Source organism: Streptomyces sp. NPDC041068 (assembly GCF_040647455.1).
GTDB lineage: Bacteria > Actinomycetota > Actinomycetes > Streptomycetales > Streptomycetaceae > Streptomyces.
In genome coordinates, this window is sequence record NZ_JBEZCG010000034.1 from 25597 (window position 1) to 49976 (window position 24380).

Here is a 24380-nt window from a genome sequence, read left to right on the forward strand (position 1 = left end):
TTTCGAGTGACCGCTTAGCGGTTGATGGACTGGATTTCCTGGACGTTGATGTCCTGGGTGGTCTCGAACGTACCGTTGGGCAGGCCGCCCTTGGCAGCGCCGGTGCCCTTCCAGGAGATCTCCCACGTGACGGAGGCCTTCAGCTGGTACGGCTCACCGCCCGTGGCGCGGAGGGAGGAGATACCGCACGGCGGGTCCTCCTTGGACGCGCCCTTGGCGTACGGGGCACCGATGGAGCCGTCCTCGTTCACCGGGCAGTCGCTGGAGGCGGGGAAGGTCTTGGCATCCTCGGTGCCCGGTTGCAGGTGCAAGGCCACCGGCTTCGCGGTCGTCACCGCGTACAACGGGGTGTCGGGGAGTTCGGCGCGCACCGTGACGTCCCTGAAGACGGCCTTGTCCAGCCAGATCCAGGTGGGCAGGTTCACCGTCGACGTGCCCTGCGGCTTCAGCTCGACCTCGGTGTCCGGGACACGGATCTTGTCGTAGGCGTAGGCGGCCAGCACCTCGGGGGTGGGGGCGTTCGGGTCGTCGGGGACGGTACCGGCCTTCTGACAGAACAAGTTCTTGGAGCAGTCCAGGATTTCGGGATCGTTGGCCCGGTCCGCGCGGGCCACCGCGCGCCAGAACATGCCCTTCTTGCCGACGTTGTAGTTCTTGGCCGGGGTGTCGGTGAAGGTGGCATCGCCCTTGTCGAACGCGTCGACGAGCAGGTCCTTGCCCCAGCGGCGGCCGAAGTTGACGGAGAACAGGTCACCCTTGTTCATCTTCTCCGTCGCGTCCTTGAGCTGCTGCGGCGTCGCGAAAGGTTCGTACCAGCAGGCCGGGGGTTTCCAGTTCGGGTCGACAGCGGTCAGCCCACCGGCGGACGGCTTGGCCGTGCCGCCGCCGGACTGCGTGACGACAATGCGAGTGCGGGTGACTTCGGCTCCCGATTCCGGTCCGCTGGCCGTGCCCTGCGCGCTGTCCTCGGCGGGCGGTTTCGCCCCCTCCCCCGGGTCCGTTCCCCAGGCGAAGGCGGCCGACGGGGTCAGCAGCGTGACCGATAAGGACGCGACGGTCAGCAGCACCACCGCGGCGCGAGGCTGCTTCCTCACGTGCAGGCACCCCGCTCGGTCTGGACCATCGTGGTCTTCCAGACACCGCCCTTGGTCTTGCGCAGCTTCGTGCGGTACAGCACAAGGGCGTCATCGGCAGGCATGGCGGTGACCTTGCCGGTCTTGGTGTCCTTGGTGGACCCCTTGCCCTCGTCCACGCAGTAGAAGAGCGTTCCGGAGCCGTCCGGGCTGATGCGGGGCTGCGGCTGGAAGACCCGGCCCTTGCCGATCAGGACCAGGTTCTGGTTCGTGAACCCCTTGACCCACTCGGTGCCGGTTCGCAGCGCGTCGCTCTCGCTGTAGAAGGTGAGGGCGTCGTCCTGCGGGTCCTTGTTGATGATCGCGGCGTAGGAGGCGCGGAGGCGTTCCTTGCCGTCGTCCAGGACGGCCTGCAGCTTCGGATCACTGTTCGTCCAGCCGTCGAAGGCGACCTGGAAGGACCGGGGCAGCGTGGTCTCCGGCCGCTCGGCCCCGTCCGGCCCCGCCGACGGACTGGTGGACGCCGAGGCGTCCTTGTCTTGTCCAGCACCCTTGATCTTGTCGGAGCCGTCGTCGTCACCGCCGCCCGAACTGCAGCCGGTCAGCAGCAGCGCGGTACTTGCGGTGATGGCGACCGCAACGGACAGGAAACGGCGATTCACGTCTGAACTCCTGGATGATCTGAGGTGCCTGAGGTAACTCACGCTACCCACGGTGCAGATGGTTTCACGAGGGATTTCCCCAGCCCGGTGCCGGGGTGGACAGCTGGCCGAGAACCTTCGCACCCGCAGTGCGCAACCCGCACATCACCACACGGACAGGACAACAACGTTCCAAAAGCGAACGATCCAGCAGGGCGTGCCGGTGAGAACCGGGACGAGACCGCGCGGCACAGCCGCGCTCCGTCTGGCTGCCCAGCCATACCTGGCGGCGAGTTGGCGGATTCAGCGCGTGCCGCCAGCCCGGCACATTGTCCCTGCGGCCTCCAACTGGACTGCCCCTTCACCGCGGTCCGCGCCGGCCCTCAAGTGAGAAAGCTGGCAACCAACGCTCACGCCAAGCCACAGTGCAACCAGCTGTCCTCACACGCCTATTGAGCCACACCAAGGCGGGCGTACCTGAGGACAAACACCACGGCACTGGCAAGCTCCGCTGCGCGGCCCTCCTCGTCTCTGCGGCTTCCTCTGCCCCCACACAGCGAGGCGATACGGCCGTTCAGACTCTTGAGGCGCCAGGTGCCGATCCCCTTGGCCTCCGTTCCACAATTCTCCCCTCCCCTCGACGCGGCGCTGCCTCTTGTCGCCTCAGGCTGCGCGCATGCCAGCACCTCTTGTCCACCAAGCCCCTACCGCTCCCGCACGCCGGCTCTCCTGGGGTGCTGACTCCGGGAGCCGTCGCCGATCGCTGCCTATGGCTGGCTGTTGCCGGGTCAGCAGCCAGGGCCAAGACGCACGCACTGGCCGAGCTCCTCCTCAAAGTCACTGATCGTGCTTCTCAGATGCTGATGCTCAGTCCCTGAGGGCACCAGGCGCTGGGTCTGTTCCAGGTAGGCCGCAAGGTGGCTGGTTTTCAGGGACAACAGGGCTGTTCCTTCTGGGGATCGCAGCCGGATGAAGGTGTGCCGTTCTGTCGTATGGGTGGTAGGTGAGCGGCTGCTCCAGACGATGACGTCGCCTTCTCCTGTGCTGTGGTGGATGCCTTCGGCCAGCAGGTCGCGAGCGAAGGTCCACACGGTCTCTTCCGGCTCCTGCGGATAGAACACCGCTGTGATCGCGAAAGGGTCGTTGGATCGGTAGGTGAACGTTGCCGGCACTGGGCTGCTGCCCGGCCGAGTTTCGTCAGCGTGCCAGGCCATGGGAAGGTCGGCGTGGAGCAGGGTGGCTCCGTCCTCTGTCTCCTTCCGCGTGTGCACCGCTGCACGACGTGAGGGGACCGGTGCGACTAGTGTCCTGGCCGCTGTGACGGAGTTCCTTGGCCGTCCCAGTGCCAACGGTGCAGGCCTGGTGATGGGTAGCAGGCTGCTCTGCATGTCGGCCCACGGCAGACTGAGTTGCCTGTGGTTCACAAGATGAGCAAGGAAGGCTGCGAGGTCTGTCCGTGAACTGTTCCCGGAAGTACGCGCGGGCCAGCTCATGGCCCCCTCTGCCCTCCCCGGGAATATCCATGGCGGCAGTCCTGGCAGGTCCAGCTCCTGCCTGGCGCCGGGCGGCATCCCTGCAGCGAGCAGCCGGGTGAGGAAGTCCAGCCATGCTTGGTGGCGGTGCGCCGCAGCGAAGTGGGCGTCAGCAGTGTCCGAGGGGTATGGAGGAGGTTGCCTCGTGAGCCCATCTGGCGTCTTCTGGTGTTCGTGAGGGCACAGCAACAGCCTCAGGGTGCGCTCGGCTTGGCTCTGGGCTTCTGCTGTCGCATCACAGCTGTTGCCGATGAGTTCTTCAAGCACGCTGGACCACCTGGTCACCTGCGGTGGGCAGACTGAACGGCTCCGTTCCGGCCGCCAGAGAGCATCGTCATACGCGCCAAGCCGGTCTGCCAGAAGAGTGGCCCAACGCCGGGCTGTTCGCTCTGCCGGTGTCATCGGACGCCGGGCTCGGCCCGCATAGACCGTCGACGCAGGGCGTCGTGCCCTCCACGACATGCGCTCGGCGGTCAGTGGCGCCCACTGCGAAGCAGTGGAGTGCCTCATCAGGCTCCACAGCTCTTCGTAGTCAGACCACAGCTCTTCACCCTCTGGGGCCTGTTGCGTGTTCAGCCAGAGAGCAACCCTCATCCGGGGCTGCGCCCGCATGAGCCCGGCGAGATAGGTGTGAGTCTTGCCTGAACCTGCGCTGAAGGACAAAACAGTGCCGCGGTCGGGGCGGTCTGCCCGGTCGTCCTGGGAATGCAAGGGCTCTGACGCCGCCTTGCTCGTGCCGTCACCCTGTTCAACTCCTGCGTGCAGTAAGGGAGTTTGAGCAAGGTGTGTTCGTGCACTGCGCATCCTGTGGTTCACCGCGGCCGGGATCGGGGTGCATTCGGCCAGTACGTGGGGTGCGCCCAGGCTCGAGGCGTCCAGGAGTGCGTCGAAGTCATCGTGCTCCCCGGTCGTGGTGCCGTTGTCCATGGTGTCGTCCTTCCGGACGGTCATCGTGCTCCCCCCCTCCCCCAGTTCGGGCTGCCTTACAAGATCGGCGACGAGCCTGATACGGATTCGGCTGATCCGGCGTTCCAGGGCCTTGGCCGTCAGGCCGACCCGCTCGGCGGCCTCGGCCTGGGTGTAGCCCATGGCCCGCCAGCCGAGTCCTTCACGGACCTGGGGATCGGTGATGTAGGGCAGAATCGTCTTGATCTCGTCGTTCATGGAGGCGAGATAGCAGGGGTCGCCCGCGCGCTGGTCGGGGATCTCGCGGTGCGGCTCGCCGCTCTCGCCCTGGCCCGGGTGGGCGAGTTCAGCCTGCCCGGCCTGCCGGCTGCGGAACCAGCTCATATAGGCGGGGCGGAAGGCCCGCAAGGTGGCGCCGACGAAGTAGGTGCTCAGGCTCGCGCCACCGTCGGGGCTCCATTTGCCCTGTACGAGGCCGTACTTGTGGAAGAGGGCCAGGCCGCCGATCATCGAGTCGGTGGCGATCTGGTAGCGGTCGTCCTGCGTCCACTCGGTGGTGGCCACCTCGGCGGGGATGGGCCGTCCGGCCAGGCGAGAGCGGCGGTTACACGGGGTAGGACCCTGAAGCGCGTCACCGCACCCAGTTCTGGCAGAGACCGGTGCTCTGCCCCTCGTCCCTGCCGTGGCGCAAGGGAGTCAGGGCGCCAGGGCTTGGCCTGCATGCGCGGCTGCGGACAGCCCCAGTGAACCGGGGCCGAAGTAGGTGCCGCTGGCAGGGTTGATACCGGTGGCGGTGGTCTCGATGTGCAGGACGGTGCCGTCCCCGGTGCTCTCGCCCTCCGCGCCGATGACGAGGTCGGCCCAGGCGTTGCCGCGCAGGTCGGCGAGGGAGACTGCGGAGCCGAAGCGGTCACTGGCTTCGGTGTCTCCGGTGATGTCGGGGGTGTCCTGGTTGAGGGCCAGGGCGCCGGTGCCGGTCAGGCCACTGGCGCTGCCGGGCAGGAGCAGGACGGCACCGGCGTCTTTGCGGTCGACCTCGGCTCGGGTGATGTCCTCGTTCGGCAGTCCGACCAGGACGTCGGCGACGCCGTCGAGGGTGGCGTCGCCGATCGTGAGGGCAGCGCCCATGGCATCGCCGGTTTCGGCTGCTCCGGGCACACCTGCGCTGTTCTGGTCGATGGTGGTGGCACCGCCGGCAGTGATGCCGGTGGAGGACCCGTAGAAGGCGGTGACCTGTCCACCTGCCGGGGAGCCGGACTCGGCGGTGTAGGGCTGGCCCACGGCGATGTCGGTGTAGCCGTCGCCGTTGAGGTCGCCGGCGGCGATCGAGCGGCCTCCCTTGGCGGAGAGCACGGCGCCCGACTTCAGACCGCCGGCGGAGCCTTTGAACTGCATGACGCGTCCGGTGCCCTCAGGGTCGATGTAGGTGATGGCGACGTCGGCGTAGCCGTCCTGGTTGAAGTCGCCGCTGACGGCGTCGGGGTGCGTGATCGTGCCCGGTGCCGTGAGCAGAGGGCTGCTCGTGGCCGCGCCCGTGGCGCTGTCGCGCACCCACCAGGTGGCGGGGTTGCCCGGGGCGAGGGCGAAGAGGTCGGCCTTGCCATCGCTGTTGAAGTCGCCAGCCGTGACCGCCTCCCCTAGGCGTGCGTCGTTGATGCGGGCGGCGGCATCCAGGCTGTAGCCGTCTCCGCTGTCAAAACCTGGGCCGTATAGGGCGGTGACGTAGCCGCTGTCGCTGTGGCCGTCGGCGTCGTTCTCGCCCGGGGCGCCCAGCACCAGGTCTGCATGGCCGTCGCCGTTGAGGTCACCGTAGGCGCTGTCGGCGCCGAAGGCGTCCCCGGTTTCGGCGGTGCCGGGGACGCCGGGCGCGTTCTGGGTCAGGACGTGCTTGGCCGCGCTGTCGGGGCCACTCTTGCCCCCCGGCACCACGGTGACCGCTCCCGCGGTCTTGAGGGTGCCGACCGTGGCCTGCGGGGCTCCGACCGCCAGGTCGCTGACGCCGTCGCGGTTCACATCGGCGGTGGGGGCAGCCGCGTTGGCAGCGGGGCTGGTCGCATACGCGCGTGCGTAGGGCAGTTGGGCGTTCAGGTTCTCATCGGGCGTGGAGGTGATCATGGCCTCCGAGGCGCCGGCCAGGGCGAGGAAGGTCGCCTGCTCGCCGACGTCGTACTTGCCGTTGGAGGCGGTGGCCGTCATCGTGGCCGTTCCGGCGGGGTCATGTCCGGACAGGCCGAGTTTCCAGGCGCCGAGCCGGGCCAGCGACTGCAGGGCCGCGGGGGTGGGCCGGCTCGTGCCCATCTCGCCCAGGAGCGCGACGCCTGTGGTGTCGGTGTTGAAGCCCGGGGTGTGGAAGCCGGTCACGGACTTGTCGATGCCGCCGCCGCGGCCTTCGAAGATCGTGCCGCATTTGTCGATGAGGAAGTTGAACCCGATGTCGCTCCACAGGTGGTCGGGATCTGCCATGTGGTAGGCCTGGATCCCCCGCACCAGCGCCGGGGAATCGGCACAGCTGTAGTCGTTCGTGCCGCCCGCCGCATGGACCAGGACGGCCTTGGTTTCGGTGCCGACGGCGGGGGGCTGGGTGGTGTTCTCGTTCGCCTGCCACTGCGCCCGGCTCGTGATCGGCGGCCGCCCCACGGCTGCGGCAACACCGTTGGCTGACGGAGCCGGGGAGGCGCTGGGAGGTGCGGGGCGGGCGGCAGGCGGGGCGGCCGGGCCGGGGGCGAGGAGTTTGATGCTGGCCGTCTTCGGCAGGCGTTGCTCTGCCTGGGCCGGCCTCAGGCGGGCCTGCGCGGCGTCGGAGGGCCCGACCCACAGCGGGTCGGTGCGCTGGACGCCGGAATGCTTGCGGCCTGAACCAGCGGATTTTTGCTGCGTGTTGATTGATAGATCCAGCCATTTCGACCACGTGCCGGTGGCTGCACTGCGCACCCGCACTTGAGCCCTGCCGTGAAATCCTGCACGTCCAGGCCATTCCATCCAGGCCATGGAGAATTCACCGGTCTGCGCCGCGGGCGTTTCTTCGCCACGCACAGATAATGGGGAAAAGCCGAGTGAGCGGACCTTGACTGGCTGGAACGGATCAGCCTTCAAGCCCCCTGCAGCGTCTGCTTGCACGGTCCCGCCGCTGATGAGCGCCCCGCCGAGCAGAGCACCCCCCAGGGCGAGTGCAAGCCCCCTCTCCCCCGGGCGCAGCCAGGACTTACTGTTGCCTTTCCGCATACGTTGCTCCTCACTCTCAGGCCATGGACGATCTCCTTTCGACCCGCGAGAAGGCGGAATGGTTGCGCGCTCCCGGCCGTGACAGTCACCTCATATCCATTTTCCGTTAAGGCACTTGAAGCAACTCCCGCCCCTGGAAGGATCAAACGGTTCACACGCAACGACCTGGGGAGGGCATGGTGCAGTTACGCCTGCGAGGAGGGCGTCTGGTCGCGTCCGTTACTGCGGCGGCAGTGATACTGGGGGGCGGCGGGCTCACCGTCACGCCCGCTGCTGCGGCACGACCTGCGGCATCCGCCGCGACGGATGCACCAACACTCCGCGCCGCCCAGCCGGTTGAGCCGCAAAAGCCGATGACCGCCAAGGAGCGGCGGGCGCAGGTAGAGGGCATCCGTAACCACGCCCGGCCCGGCACAGTGTCGGTCGGACCGAAGGGCGAAAAGCGGGTCTATTCGGGCAAGTTAAAGCGGATGGTCAGCCCGCTCGGCCGTCCGGCATCTGCACTGAAATCGGCCTCAGCGGCTGCCGCGCCGCCTGCCCCCAAGAATTTTCGGCCCGTCCCCATCTCCTACATCAGCTTTCCGCTCGAGTGGGGCGGGATGCGCTCGGACAACCCTGATGCGGTGAGCAAGTGGTCGCACCACATCGCCTTCTACCGGGCCTCGGACAACGTCAAGCTGAATGAAACCTGCTTCCGCGGGAACGAGAGTTATCCGACCTTCACGTACTACAACAGCCAGTACGCCACGATGTCCCTTGATGAGGAGTACTACATCAAGGTGGCCGTCTCCAAGGAACCGGCTGCGGATACGACGACCGGCTGGGACTGCGCCAAGAACTGGAGCGCCGAGGCGAAGTCCCCGGCCATGCCGCCCCAGCCCCGTCACGTCACGTTGCCGGGTGCCGAACAGACCGGTTGCGTGTGCACGGACGCCACGGGACGGCCGAGCATCCTCGGCCACATGGGAGACCCGGTCAACACCTCGACCGGGGACCTGACCGAGACCGCGCTGGACGCCACGGTCCCCGCCCCCGGTATCCCGATCAGCCTGGGGCGTATCTACAACTCGGGCAGCAGAACAGCGGGGGCGTTCGGCCCCGGATGGTCCTTCCCTTATGACGCCCGCCTGTCTGTCTCCGGCACGAACGTCACGTTCATCTCGGACACCGGCGTGCAGGCCAAGTACACCCAGGAATCCGCCGGGAGCTACAAGCCGGCCTCGAAGGGGGTCAGATCCACGCTGATCGGTTCGGCCTCCGCCGGGTTCAAGCTGACTGTCCCGGACGGCAGCGTCCTGGCGTTCAGCGGCTCGGGCCGCCTCACCTCCTGGAAGGACCGCTCCGGGCACGGCATCGAACTCAGCTACAACGATGCCGGGCTGTCCGGGATCACCGATGTCGTCGGCCGCACCGCCACAGTGGATACCGACCCCGCCACCCATCTGCTGCGGCGCGTTGAGCTTCCCACCGGCCAAAGCGTCGAATACGGCTACACCGAAGGCCGCTTGACGTCGGTGAAGGGAACCGACGGGCGCACCACCGGCTACACCTATGAGGCCGGGCGGCTGGCCAGCATCACCGACGCCACCGGCCACAAGGTCATGCAGACCTTCTACGACGATGACGGCCAGGTGGCCCGCCAGATCGACGCCGAGGGACGGGAAACCACCTTCGACCGCAGCGTCTACCAGTCGTCGTTCACTGACGGGAGCAATGGCATCTGGACCGATCTGTACTCGGGCAGCCTCCTCACCGCCCGGATCGACCCTTTCGGCAAGTTCACCAGTCTTGTCTATGACGACGCGCTGCGGGTGACCGCGGTCGTGGACGCCAACGGCCACCGCACCAAGATGACCTACGACACGGCCGGCAACCTCAAGAGCCGCACCCAGGGCCCGCTCACCCAGAAGTGGACCTACTACGACGACGGCACCATTAAGACCTCCACCGACGGCCGCGGCGCCACCACCACCTACAGCTACGACGACAAGAAGCAGCTCAAAGAGGAGAACGGGCCCGCCGGCAAGCGGACTTACACCTACGACACGGCGGGCAACGTCAAGTCGGTGACCTCGCCCCGCGGCAAGGTCACCACGTACGACTACGACCCCAAGGGAAACCTCGAAACCGAGACCTCCCCCTCCGGTGCCAGGACCACCTATACCTACGACGCGGCGGGCCGGCAGAAGACCGTCACCGATCCGCGCGGCAATGCCGAGGGGGCGGACCCGAAGAAGTACACCACCACCAACACCTACACCCCTGAGGGCTGGCTGGAGACCGTTACCGACGCGGCCGGACACGTCACCACCAACACGTACGACACCAACGGCAACCTCAAGACGGTCACCGACCCCGCCAAGCGCGTCACCACGCACGAATACGACAACTTCAACCGCGTCAAAGTGACGACCGCACCGGGTGGAGGCCGCACTCTCACCGGCTACGACGCCGCGGGCAACCTCGCATCGGTCACCGATCCCAGCGGGGCCAAGACGACCTACACCTACGACGCGGCCAACCGTCTGGCCTCGACGACGAGCCCGCGCGGCAACGTTGAAGGCGCGGACCCGAAGAAGTACACGACGACCTACGGCTACGACGACAACGGCAACCTCACCACAGTCGTCGACCCCACCGGCGCGAAGACCGTCACGGGATACGACGCGCTGAACCGGCCGACCTCGGTCACCGATCCCCTCAAGGGGGTGACCGAGACCAAGTACGACAACAACGGCAACGTCAAAGAGGTCATCGACGCGCTGAAGAAGTCCACCCGCTTCACCTACAAGCCGAACGACCTGCTGGAGACGGTCACCGACCCGCTGGGCAAGGTCACCCGCTACGACTACGACGCGGACGGCAACCGCGCCAGCATCACCTCGCCGCTGGGACACAAGCGCAGCTGGACCTACGACGCGGACGGCCAGCTCGAGACCGAGACCGAGGCCCGCGGCAACGAACCCGGGGCCGACCCGAAGAAGTTCACCACCACCTACAAGTACGACCTCGCTGGCAACCTCCGGCAGCTCACCGACCCTCTGGGCCACACCCAGAAGTTCGAGTACGACGCGCTGGGCCAACAGCGGGTCGCCACCAACCAGAACGGCGAGACGACCAGGACCGACTACGACGTCCTGGGCCGCATCGAGACAGTGACGGCCCCCGACAGCGGGGCCACCACATACGCCTACGACGCTGCGGGCAACATCGAGACACGCACCGACGACAACAAGCACACCACCACCTACGGCTACGACGGCAACGGCCGCCTCAAGTCGGTCACTGACCCTCTGGGCCGCAAGACCGGCTTCGGCTACGACCCCGACGGCAACCGCGACACCGTCACCAACGCTCGCGGCGTCACCTCCACCACCGTGCACGACCCGCTCGGGCGCCCGGCCAGCGCGACCTACTCCGATGACACCCCGGACGTCACCGTCACCTACGACGATCTGGGCAACCGCAAGAAGGTCGTGGACGGCACCGGTACCCGCATCTTCACCTACGATCCCCTCAACCGGCTCAAGACCGCCTCGGTGCCCGGCCAGGCCAAGGGCTTCGTCTACGACTACAACGACGGCGGGCAACTATCCAGCCGGACGCTGCCCCATGGCCGCGTCACCACCTACACCTACGACGACGACGGCAACCGCCACACCGCCAAGACCGGCGCAGCCACCACCACCTACGGATACGACCCGGCTGGCCGGCTCACCAGCACCAAGCTGCCCAGCTCCAACGGCCACACCGAAACCCGCACCTTCGACGCGACAGGCCGGCCCACCAAGGTCGCCAGCACCCGCGGCAGCACCACCCTCTCGAGCTGGCACGCCGTCCTGGACCCCGCGGGCCGGCCCAAGCGCATCGACTCCCAGCGCAAGTCGAAAACCGAATCGCTCTACTACACCTACGACAGCGCCGGCCGCCTGAAGAGCGAATGCGTCTCCCCCACCCAGGCCGACGCCTGCCCCGCCGGGGCCCCCACCACTGCCTACACCTACGACAAGGTCGGCAACCGGCAGACCCGCACCACGCCCAGGGGCACCACCACCTACACCTACGACGACGCCGACCAGCTGACCAAGGCCGCCACCGGGAGTTCCGCAACCGAGTACGGCTACGACAAGGACGGCAACCAGACCACGGCGGGCTCCCGCACCTACGCCTACGACGCCGACAACCGCCTCACCGGCATGACTGCCGGCGGCAAGACGTGGGGCTTTGTCTACGACGCGGACGGCAACCGCACCCAGCGCACCCAGACCGGCGTCACCCTGGCCTGGGACATCAACAACACGCTGCCGCAGCTGGCCGCCGAGTACACCGCCGCCGGCACGCCGTACGCCGACTACCAGTACACCCCCACCGAAGAGATCGAGTCCGAACACCGCACCGTCTCCGGCACCAACAGCGCGTACTACTACCACCGTGACCTGGTCGGCTCCATCACCGACCTGACCACCGCCACCGGCACGCCGGCCAAGACCTACGACTACACCAGTGCCTTCGGCACCGGCGGCCCCGGCATCGACGCCAGCCAGCCGGGCAACAACTTCGGCTACGCCGGCCAGTACAAGGAACCCGTCGGCGGCGAGGACGCCGGCCTGGCCGACGCGCTCGGCTACAACATGCGCGCCCGTACCTACGATCCCGGCCAGGGACGCTTCACCGGACGCGACCCCTACACCCCCGGCCAGCAGACACCGGCCGAATCCCCCTACACCTACACCGAAAACCGCCCCACCTACCTCTACGATCCCGCCGGCACCTGCTCCTGGACATCCTTCGGCGGCGACAAGAGCTGCTGGACCAAAGACATCCCCGGCACCGAGTGGATCCCCCTCTCCCCCACCCTCGACAAGATCGGCGACTCGGTCGCAGACACCTGCGAGGAAGGATCCGACTACGCAAAGGCCAACGGCCGCTCAGGATGGAGCGGCTGCATCGACGAGTTCACCGGCGTCGGCCCCGTACGCCGCGGCGTCGACTCCTACCAGCAAGGCAACATCGCAGACGGAACTGCCCAGTGCCTCGGCGGCATCGGCCAGTTCGGCCTCTTCTTCCTCCCCGGCCCGAGAGTTCCCACCAGCGGCCTCGGCGCTGTCCCGAAAAACGGCATCCCCAAGACAGCCCCGGGCGCAGGCGAGGTCGTCGTCCCTGGCACGGGAGTCGTGCGTCTCCCGGACTTCAACTCCACTCTGTCAGCCAACCGGCATTACAGCGCCCATGTCCTGGGAGTGAAGATCAACCAGAAGGGCAGGATCACAGGCCCCACCGCCGAACCGGCAAACATGCCGGAGTTCCGCGGAGCACAAGGACTTGCCCGGTACCGCAGTGCCGCCCGCTCCTTCATGTCCGGCAACGGCCCCAGCGGCTCAGTGACCATGCCCGGCGACAAGCCCGGATCATTCTTCCGGGTCGATCCCAGCACTGGGTACTTTGGCTACATGAACTCCGGCGGCACCATTTCCACGTTCTTCCGCCCGCACAAGGATCCGATGCAGTACTTCTGGGAGCAGTTCTAGTGACACCACGCGAAGGCGATCTGGGCTCGCAGTTCCAGCGAGTCGCCCGGGCAACGGGGCGCGCCAACCCCCCGCTGCCCGGGGCGGCCCTGCGAAGCTGGGACGAAGTGGTGAAGCTGTGCACGCAGGGCTACGACTTCGACGTCTGCGAATACCTCAACGACCTGTCCATCCGTGAGCTGCTGCAGCACGTCATCGATGACCCGGTCGTGCAGTCGTTGCCCGAGTACTCATGGTTCTCAGCCGAACTCACCCGTATCGACGAGGCATTCCGAGCACTACTGGCAAACGGCCCCCTGGTTCGGCCCAACGAAAGCCGCTGGTGGCTCCGCGCACTTCCGGCACAAGGACAGCAGGAGTTCGTCGACGATGTGCGGGATCGGTACGGCGTCGACCTCGACGTGATCGAACCGGCCGACTGACGGCCCCTCCGCGAACGCGTACGTCATAGACAGGTATACCGGCTGCGGGCAGGATCTCCCCTGTCTGCAGCCGCTGCCTTCCCTCATCCGCCACACCGACCGTTTCTCAACAAGGCTCCCAGAGCAGTTGAGCCAAGACGAACTGCTGGCGCCTGGTCAGCGCGGGCGCCAGGTGCGCACCTCGAGGTGGGTGATGTGCGCGCCGGGGTGGATGCGGCCGGTCTCCACGATCCACTGGTGGACGGCGGCCGTGACGTCGCCGCCTGTGGCATCCACCCGGTGGGCGAAGTCGGTGGCGTCAAAGCCGCCGGTGGTGGCGGAGCCGTAGGAGCGTTCCTCGGTGTGGTCGGCCCGTTGGATGACGTCGCGGCGGATGCCGGGTGAGTCGGTGCGGCTGCCGGAGGCGTGGAGGTAGCCGGTTTTGGCGAGGCGGACGGTGAAGGCCAGGCGGAGGTTCTGGCGGGCGGCTTCGGCGATCAGGGGGCGCAGGCGGGCGGAGCCGGAGGCGATGGCTTGGGCGGCAACGCGGCCGGTGCCGGTGCCGGTGGGGGTGATGAGGACGGCTTTGGTGCGCACGCGGGCACGGGTGCCGGAGGTGGTGGTGCGGCGGGTGATGTGGGGGGCGGCGAGGGCGGCGAGTTCGGTGGTGTCGGTGATGCCGGCGGTGTGGATGGCGGCCAGGACGTGGGTGAGGGCGGGGACGAAGGCGGCGCCTTTGTTCTTTGTGTAGAACTGGGAGACCAGGGAGGGGTCGCGGTTGATGATGTGGGCGATGTCGCGTTTGGTGTAGCCGGCGGCCTGGAGTTGGTCGGCGAGTTGGGCGGCCTGGTTCAGCTGGCGTTGAGGGGTGGCGTGTCGGCGGGTGCGGGGTGGCATCAGGCCCCCGTGGTGGTGTGGGTGAGGGCGGCGCGTCCGGCGTCGCGCAGGGCCAGGAGGTCTTCTTCGCTGGCGGGGGCGGTGAGGGGGCCGGTGAGGTGGCCTTTGAGGAGGTAGTCGCCGGGCTGGTGGTGGTAGGGCCAGTTCTGGGGCTGGGTGAGGTAGAGGGCGTCGGTGCGGAAGGCGATGACGCTGCCGGGCGGGGTGTGCAGGGCGCCGGCGTAGATGTCCTCGTCGCGGTGGCGCTGGGTGAGCAGGGCGGCGCGGGCGCCGGACCAGATGGCAGCCGACCATTCGGGATGGGCGTTGGGGTCGCGGGAGAATCCGGTGGGTTTCTGCCAGGTGATCAGGTCGTCGTCGAAGCCGATGATTTCGGCGTCGGCGGGGACGTCGCGCTCTAGGTGGCGGGGGGTGGTGCCGGTGACCATGCGGGGGCGTTGGGCGAAGGAGCCGATGCCGTAGAGGAGGACGGCGCGCACAGCGCGGGAGGCGAGGTGGGCGGCGCGGGATTGCTGGGGGTCGCCTTGGAAGAGGGCTTGGGTGGCGAGGTTGGTCCAGGCGTCTTTGAGTTTCTTGGCCCAGTCGTCCAGGGGTTTGCCGTCGTCCCACAGGAGGCCGTCGAGGATTTCGATCTTCCATGGGGTGATCGGGTTGGTGAGGGCGGTGTGGATTTCGGGTCCGCCGGCCCAGGTGGTGAAGGTGGTGCCGGGAGCGTGCGGATAGTGCCAGGCGCGGTCGCCGCGGGCGGCGGCGGGCAGGATACCGACGTGGTTCCAGGTGTCAGGAACGGTGACCCGCACGTGCCAATGGCCGCAGCCGTAGAGGGCCTTGATCTGGTCCTTCTCGCTCCAGGCGGCGAAGGTCGCGGCGGTGATGCGGCGGGGGGTGCCGACCGGGGATTTCCAGGTGTGCTTGGCGTAGGCGAAGGTGCGGTCGTACTCGAGCAGTTGGGGCAGCTGGTCGGGCACGCAGGGCGGGGTGAGCAGTTCGGTGCGGCCCTGGCCCGCGGTGGCGTGCAGCAGGCCGCGCAGTTCTTCGGACAGCACCGGGTAGCCCTCGGCGTGCTGGCCGCGGGCGGGGATGGTGCGGGTCCACAGGTCGCGGCCGGTCTGGGAGGGCGAGCCCATCAGGACGGCGTCGTTCCAGTGGCGGCGCAGGGCCTGCCACAGCAGAACGAACGCGTCGCGGACGGCGGCGGGTTCGTCGCCGTCGAGGTCGAACCACTCCCCCGCGGAGCGGATCTCGACGTGGTGCTCGCCGTCCTCAGTCTGGTAGCGGGCGACGGGGTGGCGGGGGTGGACGAAGTGCCCGGCCATCCGGTCGCGGCCGCGGCCGGTGTCGGTGCGCCAGCCCGGGGTGGGGGCGTTCAGCCAGGCGGCGACCGCATCACGCAGGTAAGGGTGGCGGTCGGCGTCGCGGTGCCAGGGGTCGCCACCGGTGATGTAGATGCGCTCCACGCCGCCCGGCACAGCGCGGAAGACCGCGGTGAGAAGTTCGGCAGCCGACCGGGCGCCCAGGTCGAGGCGGTGGGTCTCACTGCGGTGGATCAGGACGCCGCTGGCGGTGTCGAGGAAGACGGTGGAGCGGGCCTGCTGGGTGAAGTTGAGGCGGGTGGAGGCAAGGTTTGCCGTGTGGGTGAACCAGCTGTCCCCCGCCGCGCCGTCGGGGATGGAGGGCAGGGTGCGCGGCGCATCCGGGGGGCGGGTGTCAAGGCGGAGGGCTGCGGGGGCACGGCGGCCGCGGGCGGGTCGGCGGGCTGCTGGGGCGCGGGGGGCATAGCGGGTGCCGGAGCTCCCTCGGCCGGAGTGGGGGGCGGGGGCGTTGGGGCTGTGTGCTCGGCGGGCTGGGCTGCCGCCTTCGGCGCGGCTGCGGCCGGTCCGGGCGCCTGGTCGCCGGTGGTGGCAAGGCTGTCGGGGGCGAGGGCAGGTACCAAGGCGACGACCTCGGCCAGGCTCAGTCCGGCCGCGGGTGCGACCCGCTCCGCCTTCGCCTTCTCGTACCCGGCCAGAGAGGTGATCTGCTTGTCCCGCACCGCCTCGAGCTTAGCCAGGGCCGCCTGCGCTTTCTTGATCTCATCCCGCACAGCGCGCAGTTCGGCGAGCGCGGCGGTGTAGGTCTGTGCGTCCATCACGGGTCCCTTGCAGGGCGAGAGTTCAGTCGGTGGTCCGGGTGGAGACGTAGGCAATGGCCCCGCCGGAGTGGGAGGCCAGCCGGGTGCCCAGGAGCAGGTCGGCGAGTTCCCGGTCGGCTGCGTCGGTGGCGGTCAGTGTCTTGGCTGGGGTGGCCAGGTCGGTGACGTAGCCGGCCAGCCGTGCCTGGGGGAAAGCGTGGCGGCCACGCTCGTTCTTCTCCCACGTCTCAAGGCCGGTCAGGACGGCGACCACGTACCCAGAGACGGTCACCGGCAGGGCTCCGGCGGCGGCGACACTCGGCGCGTCGCATCGCCACCAGCCACGCAGCGATTTGAGGAGGTCGTCGGGTGACAGCGTGGCCGCGAATCCGATCCATTGGCGGTCGGCTTCCGTGACCTGTCGCGCGGCGTCCACGCGCAGGACGGCGGTCTCGGACGCATCCAGGTGGTGCAGGGGGGCATGCGGCCGGGCGGCGAGGCGTTGCACAGTGGCCAAAGGGATCATCACGCGGACGCCGCGGCGGGAGAGAAGGCCCTAAGGGAACGGGGGATGCCACACCCCCTCGGTGCGGCGATCGCAGCGGTCTGTCTGCCCCCATCCCACGATCTGGCCTGCGCTCTTTCGCGGGCGGGCCAGTGCAGCCTCAAAGGCAACGGTCTCGGCTGCGTGCTGCTAGACGCGGTTGCCGTTCGTGCTCGGTCAAGCGGCACGGACCTGGTCGGCATCGTCAGGCCGGTTCCAGATGACGACCGGAGTGTCGCTCGTCAGCAGGCACATGTCGCTGAACCCCAGGGCCCAGGGCCGGGCCTCCAGAACAATCGTCAGAGCGACGATGTTCTCCACGATGTATTGCAGGTGCGGGTTGTTCCGGGCGAGTTCCTGGACCTCGTGCGGAAGCTGGGCCATGTCCTGCGCAGACGGGGCCTCGTGGGTGAGGCGCTTGCGCTGCCGTGTCGTGCGCAGGACCTGCGCTGCCATCCACCAGGCCAGCGCGTGCCGTTGGGCTGGCTCCAGGGGCCACTTGGGGCTCAGCGCCCAGTCCGGGTCTTCCAGGAGAACCTTCAGGACGGTTTCGGCACGGCCCTCAAGGTGGGTGAAGAGTTCCTCAGCTGCGTGGTGCGGGGCGCCGTCGGGGGTGATGCCCTAGTAGTAACCGGTCACGGCGCCGATGCTGGTGGTCGTGGCGGGGAAGGGCTCCTCGACGTTCGTCAGGCGGCGGACGTTGAGTTCGTAGCGGCGTCGGCCCGTGTGCTGGCCGAAGTGCCGCAGGTACATCTGGGGCACGGTGTGGTCGCGGGTGCCGCCGGCCCGGGCTGCGCGTTTTGCCGAGGATGCTCTGCCCATTGGTGTTTCTCCTGATAGTGCACGTTCGTGGTTTGCAGGTATCTCGTCCGGGCGGCGCACGGGCGGGCCGCTGTCGCTAATGAGCGAAGAGAGCGAGGCGGAGCCGGTGCCGGTGAAGCTGGGGGTGCGGCTCTCGAACACCAAGTCGAGGCGGGACAAGCTCACCCATGCCCAGCGCGCCGCCCTCGCCACGCTGGGCATGGACTGGGCGGGCGCGGTGCCAGTCGTCGAGGCCGGCACTGCACAGCCCGACCCGCAGCCCGCGCCGTCGGCGGCCCCGACGAAGCAGCCGCCGCGGGACCACCACGAGGAGTGCGACAAGACGCACTACGAAGGCGGGAACTGCACCTGCGATCTCTCACAGCTCAGGCGTCCGGCAAGAAGTAATCCTCCAGGGTGAGAGCAGGCCCCGCAGCCGCCGCCGCTTGGAAAGCCTCTTCCAGCAACTGCACGAAGCGCTTCGCCTTGCCGCTGAAGCGCGCGCCCTGGCTCAGCCAAAGGGCCCTGGTGGAGGCGTAGTTTTTCTGCCCGACCTGGCCGCGCAGCATCCGATAAAGCTGATCACGCATCATCGCATCCGGGATCATGCCATTCAGGTATTCGGCGCGCCAACTCAGAATGATGGCGTTGTTGAAGATCTGGAGCCGGTATTGCTCCTGGGTCATCGGAGACATCGGTGGATCCCAGCAGACCAGCAGTGAAGGGTCTTCCGCTGTATGCAGCAGCAGCTCACGGAGGGCTCCGCGATACCGATCATTGCTGTCCTTCTCCAGGGCTCGTGCCTGGAATATGAGGGACCAGACCACACCGAGCAGCGCGGCGCCGGAAAGAGGGATGGACAGGGCGGCGTAGGTCTGGCTGATGCTGCTCAACCGGTCCCAGTCTGTGCTCTCGGGGGCTGCCCAGTTGAGGAGGAAAGGCATTGCCGCTCCTAGCCCGATCAGAGCTACTGCGCTGCACGCCCAAGGCAGCACGCGGATGATCCGCTGACGGATTCGCATGGATCCTCCTGGAGGTAATGGAGGAAGGTCCACCAAGGGGCGGCAGAGACGTGAATCCTGGGGTTGCGGTTCTTGGAGTCGCGAACCCAGGCCCCGGCTTCGTCTCGCCGTACTTCGACGCACGAAGCTCCGTCGCCGCTGGCACTCGTCCACTGCTCGATTCGCATGCGGGCACCTCCTGCCGTTGAGGCCATGGTGTCGGACTACCGACCAAGGACGCACTCATTCCGGGGTTTCGTACTCGAGGGGACGGTCCTGCGGGCCGCGCAACACCTAGCGCAACATCCAGCGCAACGGATAGGCGCAACCCCTGTCGCAACCTCGTGCTCCTGGTCGACCGGAGCGACCGGCCACGCGGCCCGGACGGCTCCGTGGGTCCGGGCAAGGCGCAGCAGGCGTTCCAGCGGGGTCTTGCGGCCCTCGCGCAGTGGTGTGGAGCGGGGAGGGTGCGGACCGGCCGGCGCCAAGGGGCCACAGCGAAGAGATCGCGGTCGACAGCGAGGAGGGGCCGGTGGTCGAGAGGTCGGGGGTGCGCGGGATCTGGTCGCGTATGGAAGACGGGATCCGCTGGGGCACGTTGACGATGTAAGTGCCGCCCACCTGCACGTCCTTGGTCCGCATCAGACCCTCCCCATGCGGGAGCCAGTCGCCCTGTCCAGCATCTCGCTCAGGCAGCATGCCGGAGGTTCCGGCATGGAGGGTGATGCCCGGCTACCACCCCGGGCTCACCCTCCGGTCGAGTCGGGCTCGGCGAAGAGGCCGTATCGATGCCTCCATGGTTCGTCTTATCAGCGGGAAAGACTCCCCAGAACTAGGAAGTTCTTCGATTTAGTTAAATCGACTCGACCCAATTCCCTAGCATTATCGAATTCGCCTTCGCCAGCATGAAGTATCTCTGCAGGCGTTGTTTTTTATGTTACCGAGCCCGTATATTCGCCATTAGGGCGTCACTACCAAGGCACCCTTGACCTTCAGGGCTCGGCGAATTGAGGAACCATGAGCTTCAACTTCGCGATCTTTTTGATCGCTTGTGTCGCCATAGTCTCACTAGTGGCGCTTCTCACCTACCGTATCGTTCAAATCTTTCCCAAGTCCACCCCAGTCAAGATCGCCGTACTGATTACGGCCGTCTCGGGGCTCGTAGGGGCAGTCGCGGCGATCATTTACGCCCTGGGGGGCGTGCAAGGCCCCCCGGCGAACGTCGTCGGCCCTCGGACTGGAGCCTCGGTGATCTCGTCCGCTGAGGGGCATTGGTGAGCGGCTCCCGGGTGAGTCCGCTGACGCGAGATTCGGGAGCCACGGTGCCCCCGGGGGAACTCAGCCAGTTCTGGCCTGATCGGGGTTTCGCGGGGCAAATCCCGCAGGACCTCCTGAAGCCGTTCTTCCGGCTGGGCCGCACGAAGAACTTCACCCGCGGTACTGCTGTCCCGCTCGCCGGTGACGTGGTGTATCTCCTGCTGCGAGGTTGTGTCATGGAGCAAGGAGGTGCCGGGAATGGCCTCCTCCGGGGATCCGGCGAGCTGCTCGGTGATACTGATCTCTACGCGCCGAATTCTGAGCTGTATTTCGCGCGGACGATCACAAGCGAGACTACCTGTGTGGTGATCACAGTTCCGCGTCTGGTGCACTTCATGCAGCAGGAACCTAAAATCAGCTTTGCCCTGATCTGGGCCCTCTCTCGACGCGTCCAGAGCTTGGGAGCACGGCGGGCCGTGGACTGTCTCAACAGCATTGGGCGGACAGCCTGGCTTCTGCTGGAAATCAGTGAGGCTCTGGGTACTGCCGAGAATCCTGCTGCTCGCCTTTCTGGCATGAGCCAGGAGATGATGGCCGCCTCCATCGGCCAGAGTCCGGCAGCGGTCCAGAACGACCTTCGGGAGCTGCGATATCGCGGCGCGATCGAGACCGGATACCGGACGGTTCACATCCGGGACCGGAAACAGCTTGAACGACTTGTACCGCCTGGTGGAGCCACTGCAAGCAGGGTGGGCGCGGCCGCGGTGTAGTTGAGGCCGATGGCGGAGGAGAGGGAGGGAGCCTGCGTGCCGGAATTCGGCACGCGAGCTCTCTTTCAGCTTGGATGGACCAGGTGGTGAATCCAACGCGTCGCGCGACGGCTCGCTCGCCGCGGCCTGGCTGAGCCCCCCCCACCCCCCCCGGGGGGGGCCAGCCCCTCGATGGAAGTCGGCGGACGACGGACCCCGTCTCGGCGGCGTCGCCGTGGCCGTGAACGTCGCCGAGCTGCATCACGCGCTCACCACCGTCGACCGGCCGGTGCTCTCCCCGGGAGCCATGCGTTTGGTCAAGCCCACGTAACCCAGGCGGCTGCGGCGTAGCCGGGGGGGCGGACGCTCGTGCGGTGCGGGTAGCGGGCATGAAAGAACGGGCCCCTCGGTAGGGACACGGTTGAGTCGACCAAGCCCTCCGAGGAGACCCGTTGCCCACCCAGTGGACCACTGCCGTGCCCGAGACGTCCAACCCCGTCACCCTGGAATGCGACTGCTACGTCCACCAGTTCGGGGCGATCGCTCCGAGGTGGCGGGAGTCGTACTACGAGACCGACATGAGTGACACGGAGTGGGCTCTGGTCCGGGCGTCGATGCCGATGCCGGCCTGGATGGAGTCCAGAGGCGGCCGTCCGGAGGAGTATTGCCACCGCGACATGATTGATGCGGTGCGCTATGTGGTCGACAACGGCGGGAAGTGGAAGGCCGTGCCACGGGATTATCCCTGGTGGCGGGCGGTGTACGACTTCTTTCGCCGGTGGCGTGCGCACGGCTACGTCCGGGAGCTGTACCAACGGTTGTGCCGCGCCGACCGATTGGCGCGAGGCCGGAGCGCGGAGCCGACGGCCGGGATCATCGACGCGCAGTCCGTCGACGGAGCGGACACTGTCGTCACATCACGCGGCTTCGACGGGAACAAGAAGCGCGACGGCCGCAAGCGCTCGATCCTGACCGACACATGCGGTGACCTGCTGGAAGTCATCGTGACCCCGGCCGACGTGCACGACTCCAAGCCCGCGCCCGCACTCTTGGACCGCTATATGGACGAGCCCGGGCGGCTGCTGAAACTCATCTGGGCCGACAGCGCCTACCAGGGCCAGCCCCTGGCCGATGCCTTTGCCCGGCACGGGGTGAGGGTCGAGGTCGTTCAACGTCCGGACGGGACACGCGGCTTCACCGTTCTGGCCCGCCGCTGGGTGGTGGAGCGCACCCTGGGTCAGCTCTCACGGGCCCGGCGTCTCAACCGTGACCACGAGCGCCGCCCGGACCATCACGAGCAGATGGTCTGGTGGGCCGGCTTGCTCACGCTCACCCGCCGGATCGCCGGCGAGCGCCGGCACTGGCCCGATCGCCGGCCGGGTCGCCAGCCGGGCCCGCAGCTGGCCTGAACAGGCCCTTCTCCCGCTCCAGCCAGCCCTTGGCGTGCAGGGCGTAGGCACGGTGGCGCACCCGTTCCACCGCGAGTTTTTCCCGTCCCTGCCCCAGGGCGTCTGCGATCGTCGCCACGTCCACCAGGCCGCCGGCGGCCACGACCGTCTCGAAGATCTGCCGGTACATGCCGCACAACACCTGCCGGTCCAGGCCCTCGTGCCACTGCGACGGCCGCTCGTCGTAGCCTTCACGCGCCCGGCGCGAGGGCACCCCGGTCTCGCTGCCCGTCACCTGCGGCCCGTCGTCCGCCGCCCCTGTATTGGCGGGCGCCTGCGCTGCTTGCGCACCTGCCGCAGCAAGCTCGTCCATCAGCTCCTCCCGCCCGATCCGGGCGAACTCCCACCGCTGACGGGCCTCTACGGCCTGCTCTTCGGCCGCACGCAACCGCTCCTCCGCCCCGTCCAGGACGTTACGAGCCCGCGCTTCACGCCGCTCCATCATTGCGATCACCGACGGCACCGGCCACCTCCACGACAAGAAACCCAGACGTCACGGTGCTGCCCGGCCTCACCGACGAGAACACGTCGATCATGAAAGAACCGCAGCTCTTCGAGCTGCGGTTCGGTTGGCCACAACGCTCTAAGGCAATCGGCGTTCCCCGAGATACCCAAACGCATGGTTCGCAGATACGCCCGTGGATGTCGGTGGATGTCCTCATCTGTCGTGGGCGCCTTCTGTGTCGTTCCTGTACGCCGAGGAGCCTCCGCGTGCCACGCCTGGCGGCAGTGCCGCTGGTCGGCGATGTGTCCAGTGGCGCCAGATATCCGCAAACGGGAGCCCTGCACCGTCATAGTCTCCACGCGTCGGGAACCTTGGGGAGATGCCCGGCGACTGGTTGAGTACCGCCGGGCGCCCTCTTCGGTGTGCTGCGGCAGCATGCAGGCTATAGGACGGGCTGACGCTCGCCCCCGGAGAGCAGCCGGAGGAGTGCGACATGAGCGATGGAGAAGGGCACGCAAGGTTCTACCGGCTGAGGACGGAAGTGCTCCGTCCGGAGGTCGCCGACTGGCCTCAGGAAGATCTCGCTCGGGCCTTCGCCACCCGTGGCATGTCACCGGAGGAGGTCGAGGACTTCCTCGGTTGGCTCAACCGCGATGTCACACCGCGGTTGGGCCATGTAGCCGCCGGTGCCGCAAGGGGGGCGGCGGCGGGGAGCGTGGTTCCGGGCTGGGGTACGGCGCTGGGTGCGCTCGGTGGTGCCGTGATCGGCGGGCTCAGTAGCCCGGGAAGTGCCCCAGCCTCGCAGGCGCGAGCGGGAACGGGGTCGCCGGTAGGGGGCACGTCCGGTTCGGTGAGTGCCCTCCTGGCTCGGCTGGCATCCGACCCGAACCTGCAGTCCGCCCTGTTGAACATGGCGCTTGGCAAGGGGCTTGCCAAGCCGACGACACAGCTGTCTACCGGGGAGGAGGTCCCCGTGGAGGCCTTCGCGGAGGCCCTCCACGTACTGTCGGAGGCCGCACTCGCGGAGTACGCGGAGAGCGGCGGCGCGGAGACCGAAACGGATTTCGAAGCGAGCGATCCGCGGTGGCGCGACCACCGGTATGCGGGAGATCGGTCGGGTTGGCTCGACGGGCCGCGGCGGCGCGGGGTGGACGTGCGCGATCCCCTGCTGCGCACCGTCGTCCTCGCGGATCTGTTGCGGCGTTCGGGGCCGTCCGCGCCGACTTCGGTCACGCAGGTCTCCTACCCTGCTGTTCGTCCGGGACACCGGATGAGCCGTCGTACCAGGGACTTTCCGCCCCATCGCCGTACCCGGAGTACCCACCGCAGGCTGCCCTTGCAAGGACCTCCGCGCAGCCTGCCGAGCCCGGCTGGGCGCCCGGCTACTCGCTGCCCGACCTCTCCCCCCGCTCCCTGTCGGCACAGCCCCTCACCGAGGCCTGGCGCCTGGCGGAAGCGGAGAACGAGTTCGAACTCTCGTTGGAGTCACTGGACGAGGGCTGGTGAGCGATGACCGCCGAGCCTGACATTGCGGGTTTACTGTCCGGTGCTAAGTCCCCCGACCAACTGCGTGATGCCGTACGGGGGCTGTTGTTGCAGCGTCTGTCGTCCGACCCGTCGCTCGCCCCGCTGCTGCCGCTCTTCGATCAGGGGAACACCCCCATGGAGCCGCCGCAGGACCGGCCGTCCACGGAGCCCCCGGCCAGCGCGCCCGTCACCGATCTGCCCATTGAGCGGTGTGCATCGTGAAGTGGCTGGTCACGGATCTGGCGTGACGTTGTTCCGAGGTGCTCGTGCTGGTCGCGCATGGCAGTCTGAGGTGTAG

18 protein-coding genes are annotated in these 24380 nt (G+C 67.8%); 6 read left to right on the forward strand and 12 right to left on the reverse strand.

Going from position 1 to position 24380, the window contains the following annotated elements; genetic code table 11:
- Positions 1-14 precede the first annotated feature (14 nt).
- The 4 genes from AB0B50_RS43255 to AB0B50_RS43270 all read right to left on the reverse strand — a co-directional run bounded on the left by AB0B50_RS43255 (position 15) and on the right by AB0B50_RS43270 (position 6789).
- Positions 15-1094: a hypothetical protein gene (locus AB0B50_RS43255; protein ID WP_362343151.1), complete on the reverse strand. Its 1080-nt coding sequence runs from the start codon at positions 1092-1094 to the stop codon at positions 15-17.
- On the reverse strand, positions 1091-1735 hold the full coding sequence (locus AB0B50_RS43260; RefSeq protein ID WP_362343153.1) for a hypothetical protein: 645 nt from the start codon (positions 1733-1735) through the stop codon (positions 1091-1093). The genes AB0B50_RS43255 and AB0B50_RS43260 overlap by 4 nt, the downstream gene beginning before the upstream one ends.
- A 767-nt stretch (positions 1736-2502) precedes the next feature.
- A complete protein-coding gene (locus AB0B50_RS43265) occupies positions 2503-4716 on the reverse strand; it encodes an SsgA family sporulation/cell division regulator (RefSeq protein WP_362343156.1) in 2214 nt (737 codons plus the stop codon).
- Between the two features lie 132 nt (positions 4717-4848).
- A complete protein-coding gene (locus AB0B50_RS43270) occupies positions 4849-6789 on the reverse strand; it encodes an FG-GAP-like repeat-containing protein (RefSeq protein WP_362343159.1) in 1941 nt (646 codons plus the stop codon).
- A gap of 761 nt (positions 6790-7550) precedes the next feature.
- Between AB0B50_RS43270 and AB0B50_RS43275 the strand changes: the two genes are divergently transcribed.
- Entirely contained in the window at positions 7551-12902 is a 5352-nt protein-coding gene (locus AB0B50_RS43275; RefSeq protein ID WP_362343162.1) for a DUF6531 domain-containing protein, read from the forward strand.
- Entirely contained in the window at positions 12902-13324 is a 423-nt protein-coding gene (locus AB0B50_RS43280; protein WP_362343165.1) for a hypothetical protein, read from the forward strand. Before AB0B50_RS43275 ends, AB0B50_RS43280 begins: the two co-directional genes overlap by 1 nt.
- Positions 13325-13480: 156 nt before the next feature.
- Here the strand turns inward: AB0B50_RS43280 and AB0B50_RS43285 are convergent, their stop codons facing one another.
- The 5 genes from AB0B50_RS43285 to AB0B50_RS43305 all read right to left on the reverse strand — a co-directional run bounded on the left by AB0B50_RS43285 (position 13481) and on the right by AB0B50_RS43305 (position 17676).
- Positions 13481-14200: a helix-turn-helix domain containing protein gene (locus tag AB0B50_RS43285; RefSeq protein ID WP_362343168.1), complete on the reverse strand. Its 720-nt coding sequence runs from the start codon at positions 14198-14200 to the stop codon at positions 13481-13483.
- The gene (locus AB0B50_RS43290) at positions 14200-15657 is read right to left on the reverse strand and encodes a hypothetical protein (RefSeq protein ID WP_362343171.1); all 1458 of its coding nucleotides are present in this window, start codon (positions 15655-15657) and stop codon (positions 14200-14202) included. The genes AB0B50_RS43285 and AB0B50_RS43290 overlap by 1 nt, the downstream gene beginning before the upstream one ends.
- A gap of 696 nt (positions 15658-16353) precedes the next feature.
- Complete coding sequence (locus tag AB0B50_RS43295) at positions 16354-16836, reverse strand: DNA-binding protein (RefSeq protein WP_362343174.1); 483 nt, start codon at positions 16834-16836, stop codon at positions 16354-16356.
- A 195-nt stretch (positions 16837-17031) separates the two neighbouring features.
- Positions 17032-17472: a DUF4238 domain-containing protein gene (locus AB0B50_RS43300; RefSeq protein ID WP_362343204.1), complete on the reverse strand. Its 441-nt coding sequence runs from the start codon at positions 17470-17472 to the stop codon at positions 17032-17034.
- A 3-nt stretch (positions 17473-17475) separates the two neighbouring features.
- Positions 17476-17676, reverse strand: coding sequence for a hypothetical protein (locus AB0B50_RS43305; RefSeq protein ID WP_362343177.1), 201 nt, complete (start codon positions 17674-17676; stop codon positions 17476-17478).
- A gap of 79 nt (positions 17677-17755) precedes the next feature.
- On the opposite strand from AB0B50_RS43305, the gene AB0B50_RS43310 reads away from it, so the two are divergent.
- A complete protein-coding gene (locus tag AB0B50_RS43310; RefSeq protein ID WP_362343180.1) occupies positions 17756-18076 on the forward strand; it encodes a hypothetical protein in 321 nt (106 codons plus the stop codon).
- On the opposite strand, the gene AB0B50_RS43315 is transcribed toward AB0B50_RS43310, so the two are convergent.
- Together AB0B50_RS43315 and AB0B50_RS43320 are read right to left on the reverse strand one after the other, a co-directional pair.
- Positions 18042-18677 (reverse strand): DUF6082 family protein, encoded by a 636-nt coding sequence (locus AB0B50_RS43315; RefSeq protein WP_362343183.1) that lies wholly within the window; start codon positions 18675-18677, stop codon positions 18042-18044. The genes AB0B50_RS43310 and AB0B50_RS43315 overlap by 35 nt on opposite strands.
- Positions 18623-18871 carry a DUF397 domain-containing protein gene (locus AB0B50_RS43320; protein WP_362343186.1) on the reverse strand — a complete coding sequence of 83 codons (249 nt, stop codon included), beginning with the start codon at positions 18869-18871 and terminating at the stop codon, positions 18623-18625. The genes AB0B50_RS43315 and AB0B50_RS43320 overlap by 55 nt, the downstream gene beginning before the upstream one ends.
- Positions 18872-19930: 1059 nt before the next feature.
- Here AB0B50_RS43320 and AB0B50_RS43325 point away from each other — a divergent pair.
- Positions 19931-20683, forward strand: coding sequence for a Crp/Fnr family transcriptional regulator (locus AB0B50_RS43325; RefSeq protein ID WP_362343189.1), 753 nt, complete (start codon positions 19931-19933; stop codon positions 20681-20683).
- Positions 20684-21114: 431 nt separating this feature from the next.
- A complete protein-coding gene (locus AB0B50_RS43330) occupies positions 21115-22071 on the forward strand; it encodes an IS5 family transposase (RefSeq protein WP_362343192.1) in 957 nt (318 codons plus the stop codon).
- On the opposite strand, the gene AB0B50_RS43335 is transcribed toward AB0B50_RS43330, so the two are convergent.
- Entirely contained in the window at positions 21992-22573 is a 582-nt protein-coding gene (locus AB0B50_RS43335; protein WP_362343195.1) for a hypothetical protein, read from the reverse strand. The genes AB0B50_RS43330 and AB0B50_RS43335 overlap by 80 nt on opposite strands.
- A 1491-nt stretch (positions 22574-24064) precedes the next feature.
- Here AB0B50_RS43335 and AB0B50_RS43340 point away from each other — a divergent pair.
- Positions 24065-24304 (forward strand): hypothetical protein, encoded by a 240-nt coding sequence (locus AB0B50_RS43340; RefSeq protein WP_362343198.1) that lies wholly within the window; start codon positions 24065-24067, stop codon positions 24302-24304.
- Positions 24305-24380 lie beyond the last annotated feature (76 nt).